Annotated in this window: 20 protein-coding genes, 7 tRNA genes and 1 riboswitch; of the genes, 18 read left to right on the top strand and 9 right to left on the bottom strand. The window is 62.0% G+C overall.

Annotated elements, in window-relative coordinates:
* Positions 1-5: 5 nt before the first annotated feature.
* A riboswitch (FMN riboswitch) is annotated at positions 6-161 on the bottom strand.
* Between the two features lie 78 nt (positions 162-239).
* From rpe to MOD31_RS14135, 7 genes are all read right to left on the bottom strand, one after another.
* Entirely contained in the window at positions 240-914 is a 675-nt protein-coding gene (gene rpe / locus MOD31_RS14165) for a ribulose-phosphate 3-epimerase (RefSeq protein WP_142939433.1), read from the bottom strand.
* Between the two features lie 46 nt (positions 915-960).
* Entirely contained in the window at positions 961-2529 is a 1569-nt protein-coding gene (locus tag MOD31_RS14160; protein ID WP_166842018.1) for an RsmB/NOP family class I SAM-dependent RNA methyltransferase, read from the bottom strand.
* The gene (gene fmt, locus MOD31_RS14155) at positions 2526-3446 is read right to left on the bottom strand and encodes a methionyl-tRNA formyltransferase (protein ID WP_166842017.1); all 921 of its coding nucleotides are present in this window, start codon (positions 3444-3446) and stop codon (positions 2526-2528) included. The genes MOD31_RS14160 and fmt overlap by 4 nt, the downstream gene beginning before the upstream one ends.
* Positions 3443-4015, bottom strand: a complete 573-nt coding sequence (gene def / locus MOD31_RS14150; RefSeq protein WP_142939436.1) for a peptide deformylase — start codon at positions 4013-4015, stop codon at positions 3443-3445. Before def ends, fmt begins: the two co-directional genes overlap by 4 nt.
* A 70-nt stretch (positions 4016-4085) precedes the next feature.
* Positions 4086-4958, bottom strand: coding sequence for a cytochrome (locus MOD31_RS14145; protein ID WP_142939437.1), 873 nt, complete (start codon positions 4956-4958; stop codon positions 4086-4088).
* Positions 4959-4970: 12 nt separating this feature from the next.
* A complete protein-coding gene (locus tag MOD31_RS14140) occupies positions 4971-5138 on the bottom strand; it encodes a hypothetical protein (protein ID WP_160147655.1) in 168 nt (55 codons plus the stop codon).
* A 152-nt stretch (positions 5139-5290) separates the two neighbouring features.
* Positions 5291-5362 (bottom strand) — tRNA-Val (locus MOD31_RS14135).
* 250 nt (positions 5363-5612) lie between these two features.
* Between MOD31_RS14135 and MOD31_RS14130 the strand changes: the two genes are divergently transcribed.
* The 9 genes from MOD31_RS14130 to MOD31_RS14090 all read left to right on the top strand — a co-directional run bounded on the left by MOD31_RS14130 (position 5613) and on the right by MOD31_RS14090 (position 9644).
* Positions 5613-5685: transfer RNA gene (locus tag MOD31_RS14130), tRNA-Gly, on the top strand.
* Between the two features lie 46 nt (positions 5686-5731).
* Positions 5732-5802, top strand: a tRNA-Cys gene (locus tag MOD31_RS14125).
* 39 nt (positions 5803-5841) lie between these two features.
* Positions 5842-5916, top strand: a tRNA-Val gene (locus tag MOD31_RS14120).
* 57 nt (positions 5917-5973) lie between these two features.
* Positions 5974-6046 (top strand) — tRNA-Gly (locus MOD31_RS14115).
* 23 nt (positions 6047-6069) lie between these two features.
* Positions 6070-6144, top strand: a tRNA-Val gene (locus MOD31_RS14110).
* A 57-nt stretch (positions 6145-6201) separates the two neighbouring features.
* Positions 6202-6277, top strand: a tRNA-Gly gene (locus MOD31_RS14105).
* A gap of 180 nt (positions 6278-6457) precedes the next feature.
* Complete coding sequence (locus MOD31_RS14100; protein ID WP_166842016.1) at positions 6458-7912, top strand: amino acid permease; 1455 nt, start codon at positions 6458-6460, stop codon at positions 7910-7912.
* A 95-nt stretch (positions 7913-8007) separates the two neighbouring features.
* Positions 8008-8241: an antitoxin gene (locus MOD31_RS14095; protein ID WP_014921420.1), complete on the top strand. Its 234-nt coding sequence runs from the start codon at positions 8008-8010 to the stop codon at positions 8239-8241.
* Positions 8242-8426: 185 nt separating this feature from the next.
* A complete protein-coding gene (locus tag MOD31_RS14090) occupies positions 8427-9644 on the top strand; it encodes a benzoate/H(+) symporter BenE family transporter (RefSeq protein WP_142939439.1) in 1218 nt (405 codons plus the stop codon).
* Between the two features lie 19 nt (positions 9645-9663).
* Here MOD31_RS14090 and zapE read toward each other — a convergent pair whose 3' ends face one another.
* Entirely contained in the window at positions 9664-10704 is a 1041-nt protein-coding gene (zapE, locus tag MOD31_RS14085) for a cell division protein ZapE (RefSeq protein WP_142939458.1), read from the bottom strand.
* 209 nt (positions 10705-10913) lie between these two features.
* Between zapE and MOD31_RS14080 the strand changes: the two genes are divergently transcribed.
* From MOD31_RS14080 to ybaK, 3 genes are all read left to right on the top strand, one after another.
* Positions 10914-11840, top strand: coding sequence for a sulfurtransferase (locus MOD31_RS14080; RefSeq protein WP_223942325.1), 927 nt, complete (start codon positions 10914-10916; stop codon positions 11838-11840).
* A gap of 89 nt (positions 11841-11929) precedes the next feature.
* Positions 11930-12391 carry a SufE family protein gene (locus tag MOD31_RS14075; RefSeq protein ID WP_250820943.1) on the top strand — a complete coding sequence of 154 codons (462 nt, stop codon included), beginning with the start codon at positions 11930-11932 and terminating at the stop codon, positions 12389-12391.
* A 32-nt stretch (positions 12392-12423) separates the two neighbouring features.
* On the top strand, positions 12424-12930 hold the full coding sequence (ybaK, locus tag MOD31_RS14070) for a Cys-tRNA(Pro) deacylase (RefSeq protein ID WP_166842014.1): 507 nt from the start codon (positions 12424-12426) through the stop codon (positions 12928-12930).
* Between the two features lie 34 nt (positions 12931-12964).
* Here the strand turns inward: ybaK and MOD31_RS14065 are convergent, their stop codons facing one another.
* Positions 12965-14239, bottom strand: coding sequence for a S9 family peptidase (locus MOD31_RS14065; RefSeq protein ID WP_250820942.1), 1275 nt, complete (start codon positions 14237-14239; stop codon positions 12965-12967).
* A 134-nt stretch (positions 14240-14373) separates the two neighbouring features.
* Here MOD31_RS14065 and MOD31_RS14060 point away from each other — a divergent pair, with 134 nt between their 5' ends.
* The 6 genes from MOD31_RS14060 (at position 14374) to MOD31_RS14035 (ending at position 19502) form a co-directional block, all read left to right on the top strand.
* The gene (locus MOD31_RS14060) at positions 14374-14865 is read left to right on the top strand and encodes a hypothetical protein (RefSeq protein ID WP_026005514.1); all 492 of its coding nucleotides are present in this window, start codon (positions 14374-14376) and stop codon (positions 14863-14865) included.
* 14 nt (positions 14866-14879) lie between these two features.
* The gene (gene msrB / locus MOD31_RS14055; protein WP_142939444.1) at positions 14880-15338 is read left to right on the top strand and encodes a peptide-methionine (R)-S-oxide reductase MsrB; all 459 of its coding nucleotides are present in this window, start codon (positions 14880-14882) and stop codon (positions 15336-15338) included.
* A 129-nt stretch (positions 15339-15467) separates the two neighbouring features.
* Complete coding sequence (locus MOD31_RS14050) at positions 15468-16835, top strand: DUF6421 family protein (RefSeq protein ID WP_166842012.1); 1368 nt, start codon at positions 15468-15470, stop codon at positions 16833-16835.
* Positions 16835-17602, top strand: a complete 768-nt coding sequence (locus MOD31_RS14045; protein WP_250820941.1) for an SDR family NAD(P)-dependent oxidoreductase — start codon at positions 16835-16837, stop codon at positions 17600-17602. The genes MOD31_RS14050 and MOD31_RS14045 overlap by 1 nt, the downstream gene beginning before the upstream one ends.
* Before the next feature lie 30 nt (positions 17603-17632).
* Positions 17633-18775 (top strand): low specificity L-threonine aldolase, encoded by a 1143-nt coding sequence (locus MOD31_RS14040; RefSeq protein ID WP_166842010.1) that lies wholly within the window; start codon positions 17633-17635, stop codon positions 18773-18775.
* Positions 18776-18842: 67 nt separating this feature from the next.
* Positions 18843-19502, top strand: coding sequence for a DUF3000 domain-containing protein (locus MOD31_RS14035; RefSeq protein WP_142939448.1), 660 nt, complete (start codon positions 18843-18845; stop codon positions 19500-19502).

The raw sequence follows: 19502 nt of genomic DNA, 5'->3' as shown, positions 1-19502 counted from the left end.
TGACTGTACGTGCTTCTCCCATCCAGACTTTAACTGTCGGTACTGGAATTTCACCAGTTCAACCGTCTGCCACCGAACGTCCAATTTCTTGGACTCCAGTGGCTCGCGGGTCGCGGACTATAACCGCCGGTTCGGACTTACACCGACCCCGGAGCACGTATGTGTGTTGTTATTCTGCCACAACTACAAAGATGTCTGGGCTATTCCCGGGCCATTTTCGTAACATGTGGTGACGGTCGTCAGCCGTTTGTCCAAGCAGCGGCTTGACCTGCTGCACGAAGCTTCTCGATCGCCTCCGCGGGATCTGGATGCCCGTACACGGCCGAGCCTGCAACAAAGACGTTCGCGCCGGCTTCAGCCGCGCGCGCAATGGTCTCCTCAGTGATACCACCGTCCACCTGGATGGCGACGCCGATCCCCGACCCCTCAATCGCTGCCCGCGCACGCCGGATCTTGGGCAACGTAATGTCCAGGAATGCCTGACCCCCGAATCCGGGCTCCACGGTCATGATCAACAGCATGTCCAGTTCGCTGAGCATGTCCAGGTAAGGCTCCACGGGTGAAGCGGGACGTAAGGCCATGCCGGCCTTGGACCCCCTGGCGCGCAGTTCGCGGGCCAGCTTGACCGGCGCCATGGCAGCTTCGGCGTGGAACGTCACCGACGCGACGCCGGCGTCCGCGTAGGCAGGCGCCCAGCGGTCGGCGTCGGAGATCATCAAGTGTGCGTCCAGCGGAACCGGGCTGACTGCTTGGATCCTTTGCACCACGGGCAGGCCCAGCGTCAGGTTGGGAACAAAATGGTTGTCCATAACGTCCACGTGGACGGCATCGGCATTGCTGATCCGTTGCAGTTCCGCCTCAAGGTTGACGAAATCCGCTGACAGGATGCTCGGGTTGATACAGCACTGAGACAAAGCAGCCCCTTCGGGTGGGTGAGAATGGGAAACCGGGTTACGGCAGCTACGGCTTTTTGCGGATGAGTGCCATAAACATGGCATCCGTTTGGTGAACGTGCGGCCATAGCTGGGCCGTGAGGTCATGACCTGCACCAAGATTTCCGGTAAGGCTGACATCGTCCAACGCCTGCCCGGCGTCCAGCAGTTCAAGGTCCTCACGCTTGGCAAGCACGTCCGCAACAACGGCCGTGGTCTCGGCCGGATGCGGCGAGCACGTCACATACGCCACCACGCCACCGGGCCTGACGGCATCAAGCGCGGACTTCAACAGGTCACGCTGCAACGGACCCAGGTCACCGATGTCCGCGGGAGAGCGGCGCCACCGGGATTCCGGCCGCCTTCGCAGGGCACCAAGTCCACTGCAAGGTACGTCCACCAACACGCGGTCAAAAGTTTCGGGCTGCTCCGCACCCACTTCGCGGCCGTCGCCGGTCCGCACTGTCCACGCCTCATGCGGCACAGCCGAGAGTGCCTGCTGAACAAGTTTGGCCCGGTGCGGTGCCGGCTCATTGGCCAGGAGGGTAGCGCCGTCGCGGTGCGCCAAGGCAGCAAGGAGCGCAGCCTTGCCACCGGGCCCCGCGCACAAGTCCAACCACCGTTCACTCTGTGCAGGAGAATTGCCCAGCTCAACTCCAGCCAAAGCACGGGCAACCAGCTGGGATCCCACGTCCTGGACGCGCGTAGTACCGCGGCGGACCGATTCAAAACGGCCCAAGTCCCCGCCGGCTGAAAGAGCTGAATCTTCCACCAGCTCACCTGCTGTAGCTCCATGATCGAAAGCCTCATCCAGGTTTCCAAGACCGGGCAACGCCACCAGGTTAACCACCGGGGCCGCGTTATCGGCCTCCAAGAGCGCATCAATCTCGGATTTGGGGCGACCGTGGTTCACCAGGGATTGGCGGAGTGCACGGACAATCCATTCCGGGTGGGCGTGGCGCAGGGCAGCAATTTTTGTCTCGTCGGATTCGTCATCCAGCACGATCTCCAGCCACTCGCCCATGGTGTGGGCAGTGACCTTGCGAAGTACGGCGTTGATGAGGGCCGATGGTCCGGCTCCGATGACGGCGCGTGCCAGGCCGACGGTCTGATCCAGCGCTGCGTGCGCCGGAACACGCATGGAGAGCAGCTGGTGGGCGCCGATTCGCAGCGCATCCAGGATGGCCGGATCCAGTTGCTCCAAGGGACGGTCCACGCAACGGGCCAGGATGGCATCGTAGGTACCCTGCCCGCGCAAAGCCCCGTAGCTCAATTCAGTGGCGAAGCCAGCATCGCGCCGGTCCAGGCGGTGCTCGCGGATACGTGCCGGCAGCACCAAGTTTGCATAGGCGTCTTCGGAGGCAACCGCCCGAAGAACTTCAAAGGCCACGAGCCGGGCTGGATCAGCGCGACGTGTGCGTTGCGAAGGAGCGTTATTGGTAAAACCCCTTTGCGGTCCCCTGTTCCGTTCCCGGCCCTGCGCGTTGCGTTTGCTTTCGCTGCGGGCGCCACGGTTACCCTGTGAGTCCCGGTTGCCCGCCCCGCCGCCGTCCCGGCTCCCGCTGTTGTTGGGGCCTCGCCGGCCGGACTCGCTCATTCGAATACCACTCTCTCGGGTGTTGCCAGGCCGCGCGCCCAATCGGCAGGCGACATCATTTTCTTACCGGCCGGTTGGATCCGGCCAAGCTCCACTCCATGGGAACCGGTACCTACCAGAACCGACTTGCCGTCCACCTTGATGCTCCCCGGCGGAAGATCCTTGATATCGGGCCGGAGAGTCACGGGTTCAAGTTTGACCCTCTGGCCGTCCAAGGTTGTCCATGCTCCGGGTTCAGGGGTAACTCCTCGCGCCCGGCGGTTCAAGGCAAGGGCCGGCTGCTGCCAGTCGAGACGACCGTCGTCGAGCGTCAGCTTGGGGGCGAGGGAGATCTCCCCGGTCTGCGGCTGAGGAGCAGCCTGCCCGGCATCAATGGCGGAAAGGGTCTGGCTCAGCAGTACCGCGCCACTGATGGACAGGCGCTCGAGCAGATCACCCGCGGTATCTTCAGGACGAACTGTTTCTGTGAGTGTGCCAAATACAGGCCCGGTATCCAGGCCTTCTTCAAGCTGGAAAGTAGCCGCCCCGGTGACGTCATCGCCCGCGATGATGGATCTTTGCACGGGCGCCGCACCGCGCCATGCAGGGAGGAGGGAGAAGTGCAGGTTGACCCAGCCGTGTGCGGGTACACCCAGCGCGGCCTTGGGAACAATGCCGCCGTAAGCAACGATTGCGGCGACGTCGGGAGCGAATTCCGCGATTCTCTGTGTGGTTTCCGCGTCGACCTTTGCCGCTCGAATGACCTCGATACCAAGTTCCATGGCTCGTGCAGCAACCGGCGAAGGCGTCAGAACGCGCTTGCGGCCCACGGGCGCATCAGGCCGGGTGAGGACCGCAACGATCTGGAAGCCAGCCTTAACCAAGGCATCCAACGACGGCACAGCCACAGCGGGCGTTCCTGCGAAGAGGACCCTCACTCGGGAGCTCCGAAACTACCGCCGCCGAAACTGGAGCCCACGGAGTTGGCGCGTTGGGAGGTTGTTTGCTCCGTGATGGCGTGATAGTTGGCGTTCCGGATGGCACGGAGGGCGGCCTTTCGGTCGTCCCCTTCCAACCTGTCGGTATAGAGGACGCCGTCAAGGTGATCTGTCTCGTGTTGGAAACAACGGGCCAACATGCCCTCCGCCTCCACCGACACCGGATTCCCGTTCAAGTCCACGCCAGTAGCCCTGGTAGCCCGGTAACGGCGCACGGGAAAGCCCAAACCGGGAATGGAGAGGCAACCCTCTACTTCGTCCGGCTGGAAATCCTCACTGTTTTCCAGGACCGGATTGATGATGTGTCCTTCCACTCCCCCAATGCGGTACGTAAACACCCGCTGGCTTACCCCCACTTGAGGAGCGGCGAGGCCGGCACCTTCAACGTCTTCCATGGTTTCGGTCATATCAGCTACCAGCTTGGCGAGCTCCGGACCGAAATCGGTGACGGGGTCAGCTACGGTGCGCAGCACCGGATCCCCGATGATTCGGATACTCAAAATTGCCATCTGCTGTCAGTCCTCACGATCGTCAAACCAGGCTCCGGTTGTTACGGGGCCTAGGCCAGTTTAGTTGAGGTCATGTTGCTGCAGGTGCGGCGCCTGCTGAAGCGAAGACGGGCGGAGCAATAGGGAGCAACGGCTGTCCGGCCGCGACAACGTCCGCTGACATCTCCCACACGCGCCGCAAGGCGCAGAACTTCCACCAGTGGTGCTTGAGGATGTCCGGATTGGCCCGTTGCGGCCTGACTTCGGTCTCGCCGATAGCTACTGCCAGCAACATGGGGTTATCGCCGTACTTCCACGGCTCCCATTCACCTGCAACAGGATCCACCAGACTTTCCTCTGCCTTCATCCCGGCCGCGAGCTGCATGACCACTTTGTCATCCAAGGCTTTGACCGTACCGTCGCGGGTAGTGCCTTTGGTTTTGTAGTCAATCAGGCAGATGCGGCCGTTGATCCGGGCCACGAGGTCCAACGTTCCGGCATAACCCACCGTTTTGTTCCACACCGTGATCTCGGGCGCGAGGGGCTCTACCCGGTAGAGTTCCCACCACTCATCAAAGCGGGCAGCAAAGGCCTGTTCTCCATGGGCGGCGAGGTCTTCCCGGCATTCTTCCAGACGGTGCGGCCGCCCCATGGCCCGCAGGGCCACCTGTTCGCAGTATGTATGAACACGATCCCCGCGTGCTGCAGCTGCATCCCGATAAACCTCGGCGGCCTTGGAGGCTTTGTTGATGGCCTGACGAATCCTGGCAGGACTTCCGAGGATGGCCGGAAGCTCAGGATCTGCAGCCAGGCTGCTTGCGCCCATGTAACTGAACCAACCGTCCAAAGCATGCGCCTGTTGTCCGATCACTGTGGTGATGGACGGCACAGAAAATTGCTCAGTGGTGGAGCGGGCGTACATCCGGCCGTAGTCAGTAGCGTGGGCAAGCAGTGGAGCAGTCATATAAAGACTGTGTCACAGAGGACCGACAGAATTCATCCGCGGAAAGATCACGGCAAGCTGCTCAGGAGGCAGCCTGGCCAGCTTGCCGGCGAGGATCGGCGCGGTCGCTGAGAGATCTACAAGGCGGGCGGCAGTTTCCGTGACGGCCGGGAGCAGTTCCGGCTCCTCTTGTTCGTGCATGCTGATGGGTGTCGCGTGCACGTGAATCGTGACGCAGAAACCAGAAATCGGGCAGGCATACGGGTTGCACTGGAAAACAGCTGAATAAGGAAAAACCCCGTCCGGACCGACTCAGTCAGTCCAAACGGGGTTTAACCATTGCATACAGGTTGTGGGCGATACTGGGTTCGAACCAGTGACCTCTTCGGTGTGAACGAAGCGCGCTACCACTGCGCCAATCGCCCGGGTGCATAGAAAACACTAACGGACCATCGCCGGAATGCAAAACGGATCCTGATGTTCAGACCGCCCTCGAACTACAACAGTGAAATTACAGCGGTGAAATTCGCCTAAATCCGCGTGAATACAAGGATCCAGCCGCCACTGCGATCAAAAGCAAGCTACCGATTTGGAGTTTGCAGGAACCTCCTATAGAGTTTTTACTCGTCGGAAAGCGACGGAATGCCTGCAAGGCTGCCCGCCGATAACGACACTGCGGACGTAGCTCAGCTGGTAGAGCACCACCTTGCCAAGGTGGATGTCGCGAGTTCGAATCTCGTCGTCCGCTCGCAAGGCACTGTCAAGGCAAGACTTCTTCGGAAATCTGCTTACACGGTGGGTTGGCCGAGAGGCGAGGCAGCGGCCTGCAAAGCCGTATACACGGGTTCGAATCCCGTACCCACCTCGGTGAAAACCATGTCTTCCAGCAGCTGGCTGGATGCATGGGCGATTGGCGCAGCGGTAGCGCGCTTCCCTGACACGGAAGAGGTCACTGGTTCGATCCCAGTATCGCCCACCAGAACAAGGAAACTTGTTTGTTGTTGAAGGCCGGGCATCAACCCGGCAAGCAGCATGTGCGGACGTAGCTCAGCTGGTAGAGCACCACCTTGCCAAGGTGGATGTCGCGAGTTCGAATCTCGTCGTCCGCTCTCCTATTGAAGGACCCGGTAACGGGCGATTGGCGCAGCGGTAGCGCGCTTCCCTGACACGGAAGAGGTCACTGGTTCGATCCCAGTATCGCCCACCAAAACAAGGCAACTTGTTTGTTGTTGACAGCCAGGCTTATACCCGGCAGGCAGCATGTGCGGACGTAGCTCAGCTGGTAGAGCACCACCTTGCCAAGGTGGATGTCGCGAGTTCGAATCTCGTCGTCCGCTCCAGAATAAAGAAAGCAGCTCCCAGGAGCTGCTTTTTTTTATGCTCGGATTTTGCGGATATCCAATTCATTAATGGAAGTAACCGATACCCCTCGGAAGAAGTCGCTTTATCTAATGTGATTCGGCTCGCATAATGTACTGCGAGCTCATCACCGTTCCACGCCCACCGGCAGGAGTACCCCCATGAACCAACAGACGGCTTCACAGTCCGTCCTGAGGCGCAAGCCGATCGACGACATCGAGGAAGAAAACAAACACAGCGGGCTTTTCAAAAGTCTTGGCCTCTGGCAGCTGACAGCCATTGGCGTCGGCGGAATTATCGGCGTCGGCATCTTCTCGCTGGCCGGGCTGGTAGCCCATGGCAGCGAGAGCAACCCCGGCGTTGGCCCTGCCGTGCTCTTCTCGTTCCTCATCGCCGGCCTCGCTTCCGGCGCAGCAGCACTGTCCTACGCCGAGTTTGCCGGCATGATCCCCCGCGCCGGCTCGGCCTACACCTACGGCTATGTAGCTCTGGGAGAGATCATCGGCTGGTTCATCGGCTGGGACCTCCTGCTGGAGTACATCGCCATTGTGGCTGTGGTGGCTATCGGCATTTCCGGCTACTTCGATGCTTTCCTTTCAGGCATCGGAATCCATATGCCCACCTGGATGACGTCCACGGCCGATGAGGGCAAGGGCGGAATCATCAACCTTCCGGCCATCCTTGTCTGCCTCCTGGTCACCTGGATCCTGAGCCGTGGCACCAAGGCGTTTGGCCGGTTTGAACTGGTGGCAGTCGCCATCAAGGTCATCCTGATTCTGTTCATTATCGGGCTGGGTATTTTCTACATCAACACCGAGAACTACAACCCGTTTATGCCCAGCGGCTTTGGGCCCGTCCTGGCCGGCGCCGCCACCGTCTTCTTCGCCGTCTTCGGCTATGACGCCATGAGCACAGCTGCGGAAGAGGCCAAGGACGGCAAAAAGCACATGCCCAAGGCCATCATCCTGTCGCTGATCGTCGCAATGCTTCTGTACGTTGCCGCAACCCTCGTACTCACCGGCATGCAGAACTACAAGGACATTGATCCCACGGCCGGCTTCGCATCTGCATTCACCGGCGTCGGATTGCCTGTGATCGCCACTATCATTTCGGTATTCGCGGTCCTGTCCATCCTCACCGTGATGCTGACATTCCTGCTGGGTGTCACCCGCGTATGGTTCTCCATGAGCCGTGACGGCCTGCTCCCGGGCTGGTTCGCCAAGACTGACAAGCACGGAACCCCGCAGCGCGTCACATGGATCGCCGGTGTTGCCTCGGCATTCCTCGCCGGAGTCTTCCCCATCAAGGAAGTTGCCGATCTCACCAACATCGGCATTCTGGCTGCCTTCGTGGTGGTCTGCATTTCCGTGATCGTGTTCCGCTACACCAAGCCCAACGCCCCGCGCACCTTCCGCCTGCCGTTCATGCCGGCAGTCCCCGCCTTCGGCGTCCTGGCATCGGCGTTCCTCATGTTCCAGCTCCACTGGGAAACCTGGGTCCGGTTCGGCGCATGGCTGGTCATCGGCTTGATCATCTACTTCGCCTATGGCCGCAGGCACTCCCTCATGAACCCGAACAGCCCGCGCCACAAGGTTGAGAGTAAGCCGTTGGCGTAGTTCGTCCACAGGCCTCCGCAGAACCCTTGGCACCCCGCAGAACTGGTGTTAGGGTCGGACGCGGAGGAGCGAACTGGCTCCGCGATGGAAGGGAGGTGCCCGTGGGTTTAATTGACGACCTGAAGGGCAAGGCTCAGGGTCTCATTCAAGGCAACGAAGAAGCCATCAAGAATGGCATCGAAAAGGCCGGGGATTTTGTGGATCAGAAGACGGGCGGTAAGTACGCCGGTCACGTCGACAAAGTCCAGAATGCCGCTTCCGACTTCGTGGCCAAGAACGACGGTCAGCCTGGACAGGCTCCCGTCACGGATGAGCCGAAGCAGCCGTAGCTGCCTGAGCCGCCGTACCAGATACGTCAAGGGGGCACCGGTCCCGCCGAGAGGCGCCACCGGTGCCCTTGGCGTTTAAGCGGCGCCCTTGGCGTCTAAGCGATGCCCCTAGCGTTGGGCGTTTCCCAGGCGGCAGCCACGAAACCGGTCGGGAGACTTCCACCAGGTCAGGTACTTTGGACCTTATGCCTTCAGCTTCAACCCGTGCCGTCCAAAGCCGCGCCCCTAAGGAGACGCTGGGCCCGCCTGTCACCGCAGGTGTTGTCACCGCTTTAGTCGGTTTCACGTCCTCGTTCGCAGTGGTCATTGCGGGTTTGAAGGCCGTAGGCGCCAATCAAGCGCAAGCATCCAGCGGCCTGCTGGCGCTGACCCTCACCTTTGGACTGGGTATCTTGTGGTTGTCGTGGCGGTCCCGGATGCCGGTAACACTCGCGTGGTCCACACCAGGTGCCGCGCTGCTCGCCTCTGCCGGAATGGTCGACGGCGGGTGGCCGGCTGCTGTGGGTGCGTTCCTGATGGTGGGGGTACTGATTCTCCTCACGGGACTGTTGCCCGTCTTGGGGAGGATCATGGCAAAGATCCCTACGGCTTTGGCGCAGGCGATGCTCGCCGGGGTGCTGCTGCCCTTGTGCCTTGCACCCTTCAAATCTTTGGGATCAGCGCCCCTGTTCATCGCGCCGGTGGTGTTGTGCTGGGTGATCCTGATGAAATTCGCACCACGGTGGTCGGTTCCGGCATCGCTGCTGGTGGCCCTGGCTGTCATCGGCATCCACATCTCAACCACCGGTGTTCAGGTATCCGGAGGCAGTCTTTTACCAAGATTGGAGTGGACCACGCCTGCATTTACCGTCGGAGCCGCGGTAGGACTGGCGCTCCCGCTCTTCATCGTGACCATGGCGTCGCAGAACATTCCCGGCGTCGCGGTCCTCAAATCCTTTGGGTACACCACGCCGTGGCGGCCGTCCATGCTCGTGACGGGAGCTGGAACGATCGCCGGAGCACCCTTCGGTGGCCATGCGATCAACCTGGCCGCCCTCAGCGCAGCCCTGGCTGCTGGTGAAGAGGCCGGAAAGGACCATGGCAGGCGCTGGATCGCCGCGTTCGTCTCAGGCATCGCTTATCTGGTGCTGGCCGCTGCCTCCGCCGCCCTGGTCACCCTGGTGGCTGCCGCCCCGCCCGGACTCCTGGAAACCGTTGCAGGGCTCGCTCTTTTGGGAACGCTGGCTTCGTCCATCTCATCAGCACTGGCGGTAGCCGAGGAACGCATCCCGGCCTGCATCACTTTCCTGCTGGCAGCCTCAGGGTTGAGCGTTGCCGGGATCGGCGCTGCTTTCTGGGCCTTGGCAGGCGGCATAGCGGTTCGCTGGCTGCTGAAGAGCCGCGAACCTGTTCAGAAGGGTTGAATCGCGCAGCAGGCCTGAATCAGGCAGGCTCGTGGTTTTGGGCTTCGCGTGCCAAAGCCGTCAGCCTGGACACGGCACGGAAATACTTCTTCATGTAACCACCGGTCATCATCTCTTCGGTGAAGAGTTGGTCGAACGGTACCCCACTGGCCAGGATCGGCACATCTTTGTCGTAGAGCCTGTCCGCCAGTACCACGAAGCGGAGCGCAACAGCCTGTTCGGTGATTGTTTCGACGTCGCTCCACACCACGGCCTCCACGCCGGAAATGAGCTGGCGGTAGCGGCTGGGGTGGACTGCGGCCAGGTGGTTGACGAGCGTACGGAAATCATCAACGGCCACGGTCTTTCCGTCGAACTCGGCACGCATCCGGTGCTTGAGCTCTTCGGTCTTGAGCGGCGCGGGGGCCGCGGGCAAGCCTCGGTGACGGAAGTCTTCGCCGTCGATTCTGACTACGTCAAACTGATCCGCAAGAACCTGTATTTCGCGCTGGAAGTCCACGGCAGCGAAGCGTCCCTCCCCCAGTGATCCGGGGAGGGTGTTGGACGTCGCTGCCAGCTTCACGCCGGCGTCGGCCAGTTCACGCATCAGCCTGGACATGAGCACGGTGTCGCCCGGATCATCAAGTTCGAATTCGTCGATGCACACCAGCTTGTAGCTGCTGAGGGCTTCCACTGTCTTGCGGAAGGACAGCGCACCCACAAGGTTGGTGTATTCCACGAACGTACCGAACGCCTTGGGCCCCGGCGACCTGTGCCAGAGAGAAGCCAGAAGGTGTGTCTTTCCCACGCCAAAGCCGCCGTCAAGGTAGATTCCTGCCCTCGCTGCCGGGGCCTTCTTGGCGAACAACTTCTTGAAAAGCCCGCCACCGTCCTCGGATCCCACGGCGTCGGCGAATCCGGAAAGCAGCTTCACCGCGTTAGCCTGGCTCGGTTGGGACGGATCCGGCCGGTAGCTGTCGAACGATACCTCTCCAAATCGAGGAGACGGGTAGAAACCCTTGAGGAGTTCTTCCACAGAGACTGCCGGTGTGCGGGCAGCCAGTTGTTCGATCTTTACCACGGTGGTCCGTTCCTTCGGTGTTGGGTCCCCAGCAAGAATACCGGCATCGGACACTGGCCAAACCGTCACGTGACCAAGCCCATGTTTCACCGTGTGACCGCTGGGAAGCATTCCTGGCTGCCCGTGGTTAGTGTTGGAGCACGCCCGGCCGGCACCTGCACCACCTCCCACGGCCTGGCTCCGACCGTTGTCAGTGAAAGGCCATCACCATGTCCTACCCAGTTGAACAGAACGATAAGTTTGCAGCATACGCAAACCCTGAACGCCTCGTGTCCACTGAGTGGCTCGCGGCAGCCATCGCCGACGGCGCCATTTCCGACGGCAAGCTTGTTGTTGTCGAGTCCGACGAAGACGTTCTCCTCTACGAAACAGGCCACATCCCGGGCGCCGTCAAAATCGATTGGCACACGGACCTGAATGACGAGGTCACCCGCGACTACGTTGATGGCGCCGCTTTTGCCGCCCTCGCTGCTTCCAAGGGCATCTCCCGCGACAGCACCGTGGTCATCTACGGCGACAAGTCCAACTGGTGGGCTGCCTACGCACTCTGGGTCTTTACGTTGTTCGGCCACGAGGACGTCCGCCTTCTTGATGGCGGCCGGGACAAGTGGATCGCCGAAGGCCGCGAAGTGACCACCGACGTTCCCCAGCCCGCCGCTGGTGAATACCCGGAGGTGGAGCGCAACGATGCTCCCATCCGGGCATTCAAGGAAGATGTCCTGGCACACCTGGGCAACCCCCTCATTGATGTCCGCTCCCCTGAGGAATACACGGGACAGCGCACGCACATGCCGGCATACCCGGAGGAGGGCGCCCTGCGCGGCGGCCACATTCCCACGGCCGCATCCATCCCTTGGGCACGCGCCGCGGCTGAAGACGGAACCTACCGGAGCCGCGAAGAACTGGAGGCCCTGTACCTTGGCGAGGCTGGCCTGGAGGCCGGGGATGACGTGGTGGCTTACTGCCGGATCGGCGAACGTTCCAGCCACACGTGGTTCGCGCTGAAATACTTGCTGGGATTCGACTCCGTCCGTAACTACGACGGCTCCTGGACTGAGTGGGGCAATGCTGTGCGGGTTCCCATCGTCAAGGGTGCTGAGCGTGGCTCGGTACCTTCCTCCTTGGTCCGCAACTAGCCACCTCTGCAATTGATCCTCGGTGAAGGCATCCGTAGTGTTCCGGCACACACGATGCATTGCCCCTTGTTGTGCGTAAGCTGGAAGTGATGAGTACCAACACATTGCCCACCGCCCTGGCGGAAATCGTCGATGACTTCCAGGCGCTGACGGAGCCTGACCGCCTGCAACTCCTTCTCGAATTTTCGAGGGGCTTGCCGGAGCTTCCGGAGCGCTTGAAGGACCACCCTGAGCTGCTGGAACAGGTTGTGGAGTGCCAGTCACCGTTGTTTCTCACTATCGAGTCCGAGAAAAACCCCGACGGCGGCGCCCGCGCCTACCGGCTCTTCTTCAAAGCTCCTCAGGAAGCACCCACAACCAGGGGCTTCGCAGGGGTTCTGCACGAGGGCTTGGATGGATTGACGGCTGAGGAAATTCTTGCCGTTCCCGACGATATGCCTGAGTTGCTGGGCCTGACCCGGGCCATCACTCCCCTGCGTATGCGGGGAATGACCGCCATGCTGGGGCGCATCAAGCGGAAAGTAGCAGCCGCCAGCCGGTTGGAAAGCTGACCGGCTGGAAATCTGAGGGACACAACCACGCGATGGCCAAGAAAACGGCTTCACAGGGAACGCCGGCAACTGCAGCACTTGCAGCGGCCGGCGTTCCGTATGTGCTGCACCCCTACGCCCACGATCCCGGGACAGCCAGTTACGGTCTGGAGGCCGCTGAAGTTCTGGGCATCGATCCGGACCGGGTTTTCAAGACTCTCATGGTCGAGGTTGAGGGCCGCTTGGCAGTGGCCATCGTTCCGGTATCCGGGAATCTGGACTTGAAGGCGGTAGCTGCAGCTCTCGGTTCCAAGAAGGCCGTCATGGCGGACCCTCGCACGGCGGAACGACGCACGGGATATGTTCTGGGAGGCATCTCGCCACTGGGGCAGCGGCAGAGCTCTCCCACGGTGGTTGACGAGTCCGCCTTGGCTTTCACCACCGTCCTCGTCTCAGGAGGCCGCCGCGGACTGGATATTGAGCTGGGCCCGGCGGACCTGATCCGGCTCACCGAGGCCATCACCGCTCCCATTGGCACCAGCGAGAAACATCGAGGCTGACCCCTCACCGCCAAAAGCCCGCCCCTGAGCCGGACTATCCAGTGGCGCCGGGCTGTCCCGGGTTGTTCCGGGGAGCCAGTTGCCTCTGCAGCCACGCCCGGACCAGGCGCTCCCACCGTTCGGGATCGACGTTCCACTCCTTGGTGTGCCGGGCGCCGTCGAAGGGTTCAAACGTGACCATCTCGGGGTTCTTTTCCGCGAGACTGGCGGACGGGCCAAAGAGCACGTAGTCGTCGTCCACGCTATGGATCAGCAGGGTGGGAGTCCGCAGCTCAACTGCGCGGGCTTCCCAGTCCATGGCTTTCAAGTCCACAGGTGCCGATAGCCCGGTCAGCCTGCGCCCCAGGGGGTGGCTTAGCATCATCTGCCCGTAGCGGCCCACGTTGTAGGGAATTTTGTTCATCTCAGCGTGATGGGCCATCACGTTGACCCAATTAATGACCGGCGCGTCCAGCACCAGGGCACGGATGAGGTGACGGTGCTTGGACAGGTCCGCTGTTTGCAGGCTGATGGCCCCACCCATGGACCAGCCGAACAGAACGATCTCCTGGGCACCCCGGTCCAGCGCGTACTCGATGGCGGCCTCAACGTCGCGCCATTCCGTAGAGCCCAAGCCATACCGCCCGTCCGGCGCGGAAGGAGCCAGGCCGTCGTTGCGGTAGGAGATCAGCAGGCTGTCCATGCCGAGTTCGCGCGCGGTGCGGACGGCACGGAGGCCCTCAAGGCGCGTTGCTCCGCGACCATGGACCATGATGGCGCAGACCGGCGCCGCTGCCGACGCTTCGGCGCGGATCAGCCAGGCAGGTGCCGCCCCGCCGTCGATCTCTATGTCCACATCCTCGGCCGCCAGACCGATCGCGGCAGGATCCGGATACGTAGCCCCGCTCCACCATGCACGGCGCGCCTCCGAGATGTTGCCGCTGTAAACTTCCTCAACCTCGCGCAGCACGGTCTGTTCGGCGGGCGAATAGGACACGATCCGGCCTATCCTGGCGTGGCCTTTGCCACCGGAGAAGAACAGGCTGAACACGCCGTCAATAGTGCTGTCCGGCGTGGCGGCCAGGATAACCTGTTGTCCTTTGTCGCCTTGCCCCTTGTCGCCACGGATCACGGCCAGGACTTCCTGGTCTTCGTGCCGGGCGGCAGGGGTGATGACGCGGCGGGCGAAATACACCGCGAGCGCGGAGGACCCCGCCCCCACCAGGCTGGCGAGGGTGCCGCCCGCCAGGAAGCCGGCGATGGCCCATTTGGTGCGGAGAGAAAGTTTCTTGTCTGCAGCGTCGCTCGCTGGCGGGGTAGTCGATGCCATGGTTCCATTGTTGCTGGTCCCCGGCGCGGCGTGGTGCAGGTGTGGGTAGCGCGGCGTTCCGTGAGGGGATTGATTCGCGCGAGTCAGCGTTGCAAAGTCTGCGGTCTGCGGTTCGCCGGGACTACGCTGTAGTCATGAGTGATCCCATCGTCATCCTGACTGAAGAGCCCCTCGGCCCCGACGACCGCGTTAACATCGCCAAACTGCTCGACGGCGGTGATGCGCCCCTTATTGTCTTGGTTCCCTCCAATACTGAACGGCACCTTCTGGTGGATTTCCTGGAAAATCTGTCGCTGCTGGATATTGCCAAGGCGTTCCGGGAGCTCACTGCGCAGCACCCGGATCCTGAGGCTGAACGTGCGGAGGCCTCCGAGACACTGGCAGCATCGCTTGCGGCGCTGGCCGGCTTGGGTGGAGGCGTTACCGGCGAGGTCGTCGACGGCGGTGCCGTGGCCGGCTTGGTGGCAAAAGTCCGGGCGGTGGATGCTGCCCAGGCTGTGGTCATTACCCGGCCCCATGCGATTGCGGACACGTTCCACACTGACTGGGCCAATAAGGCACAGGACCAGCTGGGCCTTCCGGTCCTGCACTTGTATGCGGGCTCGGGATTTATCGGCGACTCGTAAGCGTTGCATTAGACATGAACACTCCTGAGAACACCAGCAACACAACTTCCGCGCCCGAGGGGGCTGCCGTTCCCGTGGAAAAGAGCGATGCCCAGTGGCGCGAGGAGTTGACGCCCGAAGAGTACCGGGTGCTTCGGCAGGCAGGCACCGAGCGGCCGTACACGGGTGAGTACTGGGATACCCACACCGAAGGGGTCTACCAGTGTCGCGCCTGTGGCAGCCGGTTGTTTACCAGCCGGGAGAAGTTTGATTCCCATTGCGGCTGGCCGTCGTTCTGGGCCCCACTGGCAGAGGGCACCGTCCGGTATCTTCACGACCGCACCATGGGTATGGATCGGGTGGAAGTGCGCTGCGCTAATTGTGATTCACACTTGGGACACGTTTTCGAGGGTGAGGGCTATGGAACGCCTACGGACCAGCGATTCTGCATCAACTCCGTCTCGTTGCGTCTGGTGACGCCGGAAGAGAACTAGGCCTCAACCGGCCCCGACCCACCCAATGGCCAAGAGTTTCTTACGCTCAAGCCATTCTTGGATTAGCAACGCTTCCCGCTTGCTACGCTCGGCCCAGAAGCAATTACCTCTTCGAAAGGGCCGAGCTCCATGACCACTATCACCACCGTTATCGCCCAGCGCGTCACCGCCGACGACGCTGAGTGGATGTCCTTGAAGGCAGCAGCCACCGCCCTCCAGGCGCTCCAGGAACAGGACGGCTCCATCGCCGATTCCGCAGTGCACCCCGAGGCGGCAAGCCTGGTGTCCACTATTACAGACTCCATCTCGGCCCTGGCACCGCATTTCCCTCACGATGCCCGCTACCTGGAACTCCTGGTGGAAGACTTCGGCCGCTGGGTTCAAGGAGGCTTCGGGGTACCGGACTTCCTGGACTCCCTTCAGGCGTTCCAGCCCCAGGAGCAGCGCGTTGACGGCCTGCAACACCTGGTTGTTTTCCCCATGTACACACAGAACGGCAGCACCAACAGGTTGGTCGAAGCAGTCCTGATCGAGGTCATCTGGCCCGAGTTCATTGGCGGCCTGGAAGCAGGCGAATACTCCAACAGGCTGTTCGTCCCCATCCGCTTTGTGGACTTCACTCCGGGCTACGACACCAACTCGGCCGTGCTCTTCCCGGAGACGGTGGCAGTCCGTGAGACGCCTACGTTCACGTGGGGTGCCATCTTCGCCGATCGTGAAGCCGCCCGGTTCCGCCGGGTACTCAAGGCCGCTGCGGCAACCACGTCCTTGGAACTTCCCGGGGACGCAGCGGAGCTGATCGAGGATCAGGAACTGACCCAGCGTACGTTCGTCATGTGGGACCTGATCCACGACCGCACCCATATGCGCGGCGACCTCCCCTTCGATCCGTTCATGATCAAGCAGCGCATGCCGTTCTTCCTGTACTCCCTCGAGGAGCTGCGCTGCGACCTGACCGCGTTCCGTGAATCCGTGCGCATTGAAAAGGACGAAGAGGCCGATCCCGATGCCCGCAAGCATGCGAAGCTGGTCCAGTATGCAGTGATCTTCGACCGCATCTTCCGGTTTGCCATCACCGGCAGCCGTGTGCGCAACTACGACGGCCTGGGCGGCCAGCTCCTTTTCGCTTGGATGCACCAGCACCACGTTCTCCACTGGACGGACAGCAAACTCTCTATCGACTGGGACGAAGCTGCCGCGGTGGTGGTGGAACTCGGCGCCAAAATCGAAGAGCTGTACTGGCGCTCCATCGACCGCCCGAAGGCTGCCCACTGGCTTGCGGCATACGAGCTCATTTCGAGCACTGTGACTCCCCACCCGGCGTCCGTATGGGCCAAGGGTCCGGAAGCACTTCCTTTGGATGGCCCGCCCCGCGGCCTCACGGACCAGGTGCTGGACGACGAATTCCCCCTGTCCATGTTCTATGAAGCACTGGAGAAGAAAATGCGCCCCATCATTGACTCCACCACGGGCATCACGGGCGCGACTGCGGCCTGATGACCACACTGACTATCCTTGTGACCGGCGGAAGCAGCGCTTCCGGCATCGCCGTGACGCGCGCTTTGGGGGCCGCCGGTCACAGGGTGCTCACTGTGGGCTCGGACGAAGCCCGTATCAAGGCCGCTGCCGCCGAAGCAGGCAATGCGGCGCTACCTTTGGTCTGCGATCTCGCCAACCTGGAGTCCGTAAGGGACCTCGCGGCCACTCTCACCGGGCTCGGTGTTGAAGGCGTCGACGGCGTCATCCACTTGGTGGGCGGTTGGCGCGGAGCAAAGGGCATCGAAGACCAAACCGACGAGGATTGGGAGGCCATGGAGCGCAGCGCTGTAACCACGCTGCGGAACGTCTCCCGGGTCTTCTACAGCCAACTAGAAGCATCTGCACACGGCCGGCTGGCCATAGTGTCATCAACTACCGCAGCTTCCCCCACAGCTGCGGCCGCAAGCTACGCTGCGGCAAAGGCAGCCGCGGAAGCCTGGACCCTTGCCATAGCCGACGGCTTCGGGCGGGCGCAAAGCGGCAACACCGGAAACACTGGTGCTCCCACCGAGCAGCACAGCACCGAGCAGCACAGTACCGAGCAGCACAGTGCAGCGGTGATTTTTGTGGTGAAAGCCCTCGTTGACGCCGCCATGCGGCAGGCCCATCCCGAAAGGCGGTTCCCGGGCTTCACTGATGTTGAAGAATTGGCGACTGCCGCCGTCGGACTCTTTGAACAACCGGCCGCAGCCCTCAACGGCCAGCGCATCCTGCTGGCCACATAGAATCCTGCCGGCCCAAATAGACTTGAAAGCGTGAATGAACAAGTGACGAGCACAACAGAGGCAATCCACGGCGCCACGGACACCCCGGGCCCGGTTCAACTGCATGAACCTGCTCAACTGCATGATCCGGTTCAACTGCATGATCCTGCTGTTCGCGGATTCGCATCCGACAACTATTCCGGCGTGCACCCGGAGATCCTCGCAGCGCTGGCAACCGCCAACGGCGGACATCAGGTCTCCTACGGCGAGGATGTGTACACGGCACGGCTGCAGGAGGTGCTGGAGCAGCAGTTCGGCCCCGGCATCGAGACGTTCCCGGTCTTCAACGGCACCGGTGCCAACGTCCTTGCCCTGCAATCCCTCCTCCCCCGTTGGGGTGCAGTGATCTGCGCCTCCACAGCGCACATCAACATGGATGAAAACGGTGCACCGGAGCGGGTGGGCGGCATCAAGCTCCTGCAGGTTCCCACCGGCGACGGCAAACTCACTCCTGAGCTGATCGACCGTGAGGCCTGGGGCTGGGGCGACGAACACCGCGCCCAGCCGCTGGTGGTCTCCATCACCCAAACCACTGAACTCGGGACCTGCTATACGCCGGATGAAGTGCGGGCCATCGCCGACCATGCGCACTCGAAGGGCATGAAGCTTCACATGGACGGTGCCCGGCTGGCGAACGCTGCCGCCCACCTGGATGTCCCCCTTCGCGCTTTCACCCGCGATGCCGGCGTGGACATCCTCTCTTTCGGCGGCACCAAGAACGGCCTGCTTTTCGGCGAAGTGGTGGTGGCACTGAACCCGGAAGCCGCCGACGGATTGAAGTTCCTGCGCAAAATGAACATGCAGCTGGCCTCGAAGATGCGCTTCATCTCAGCCCAGTTCATCGCCCTCCTGGAGGATGGCCTGTGGTTGCGTTCCGCCGCCCACGCCAACGCCATGGCCGCCCGCCTAAGGACAGCTGTTGAGGAAATCGACGGCGTGGAGCCAACCCAGGCAACACAGTCCAACGGGGTCTTCGCCATACTTCCCGAAGGCGTGGCGGACAAGCTGCGGGAGTCCTTCGCCTTCTACGACTGGGACGCTGCCCGCCGCGAAGTGCGGTGGATGTGTTCGTTCGACACCACGGAGGCGGACATCGATGCCTTCGTAGCGGCGATCCGACGCGAGCTGGCCTAACACATAACACCTGCAACCCGGGGCGGCGAGCCTGCACAGATTCGCCGCCCCGGACGCATAATCTGCGATGGTGAACGCCCTCGCACAGGTTCCCTCGGAGTTTCTCTTCGCCTTGGGATCACTACGAAAAGCACAATGCCGTAGCGAGCTGCGGCTTGACGAGATCCCCGCTCCTGCCCGGCTGGCTCCCTACGCAGTTGCACTGGGAGCTGAGGTATTCAGCCCTACTGCCGCCACCCGCCGGGTTCCCGTGCACGGACCAGCAGCCAAGGCCTTCGCTGCGAGCCAGGGCACCAGCCCCTCAAGCGAAGAGGACGACGAACTCGCTACCGGCCGCTTCATCCTCCTCTACGACCCCGACGGTTCCGCCGTTTGGGAAGGGGAGTTCCGCATCGTCACGTACATTCGGGCCCAAATGGACGCTGAGATGGGAAACGACTCCATGCTTGGCTCCGTTGCCTGGACGTGGCTGGTGGACGCCTTGGAGAACCACGCCGCGCCCTACCGCGCTGCCGGTGGCACGGCGACAAGAATTCTTTCCGAAAGCTTCGGCACCCTGGCTGAGCGGCCGGACACCATAGACATTGAACTGCGGGCATCCTGGACACCCGCCAGCCAGGATGTCCAAGCCCACCTCGAAGCCTGGTCCGACATGGTCTGCACCTTCGCGGGCTTGCCACCCCTGCCACCAGGGGTCACCGGATTGCCCAACAGGAGACTCAATTGA

It is taken from the genome of Paenarthrobacter sp. TYUT067 (assembly GCF_023656375.1).
Lineage (GTDB): Bacteria > Actinomycetota > Actinomycetes > Actinomycetales > Micrococcaceae > Arthrobacter.
Note: the sequence above shows the minus strand (reverse complement) of the source record. Positions and strands in the feature narration are given on the sequence as shown.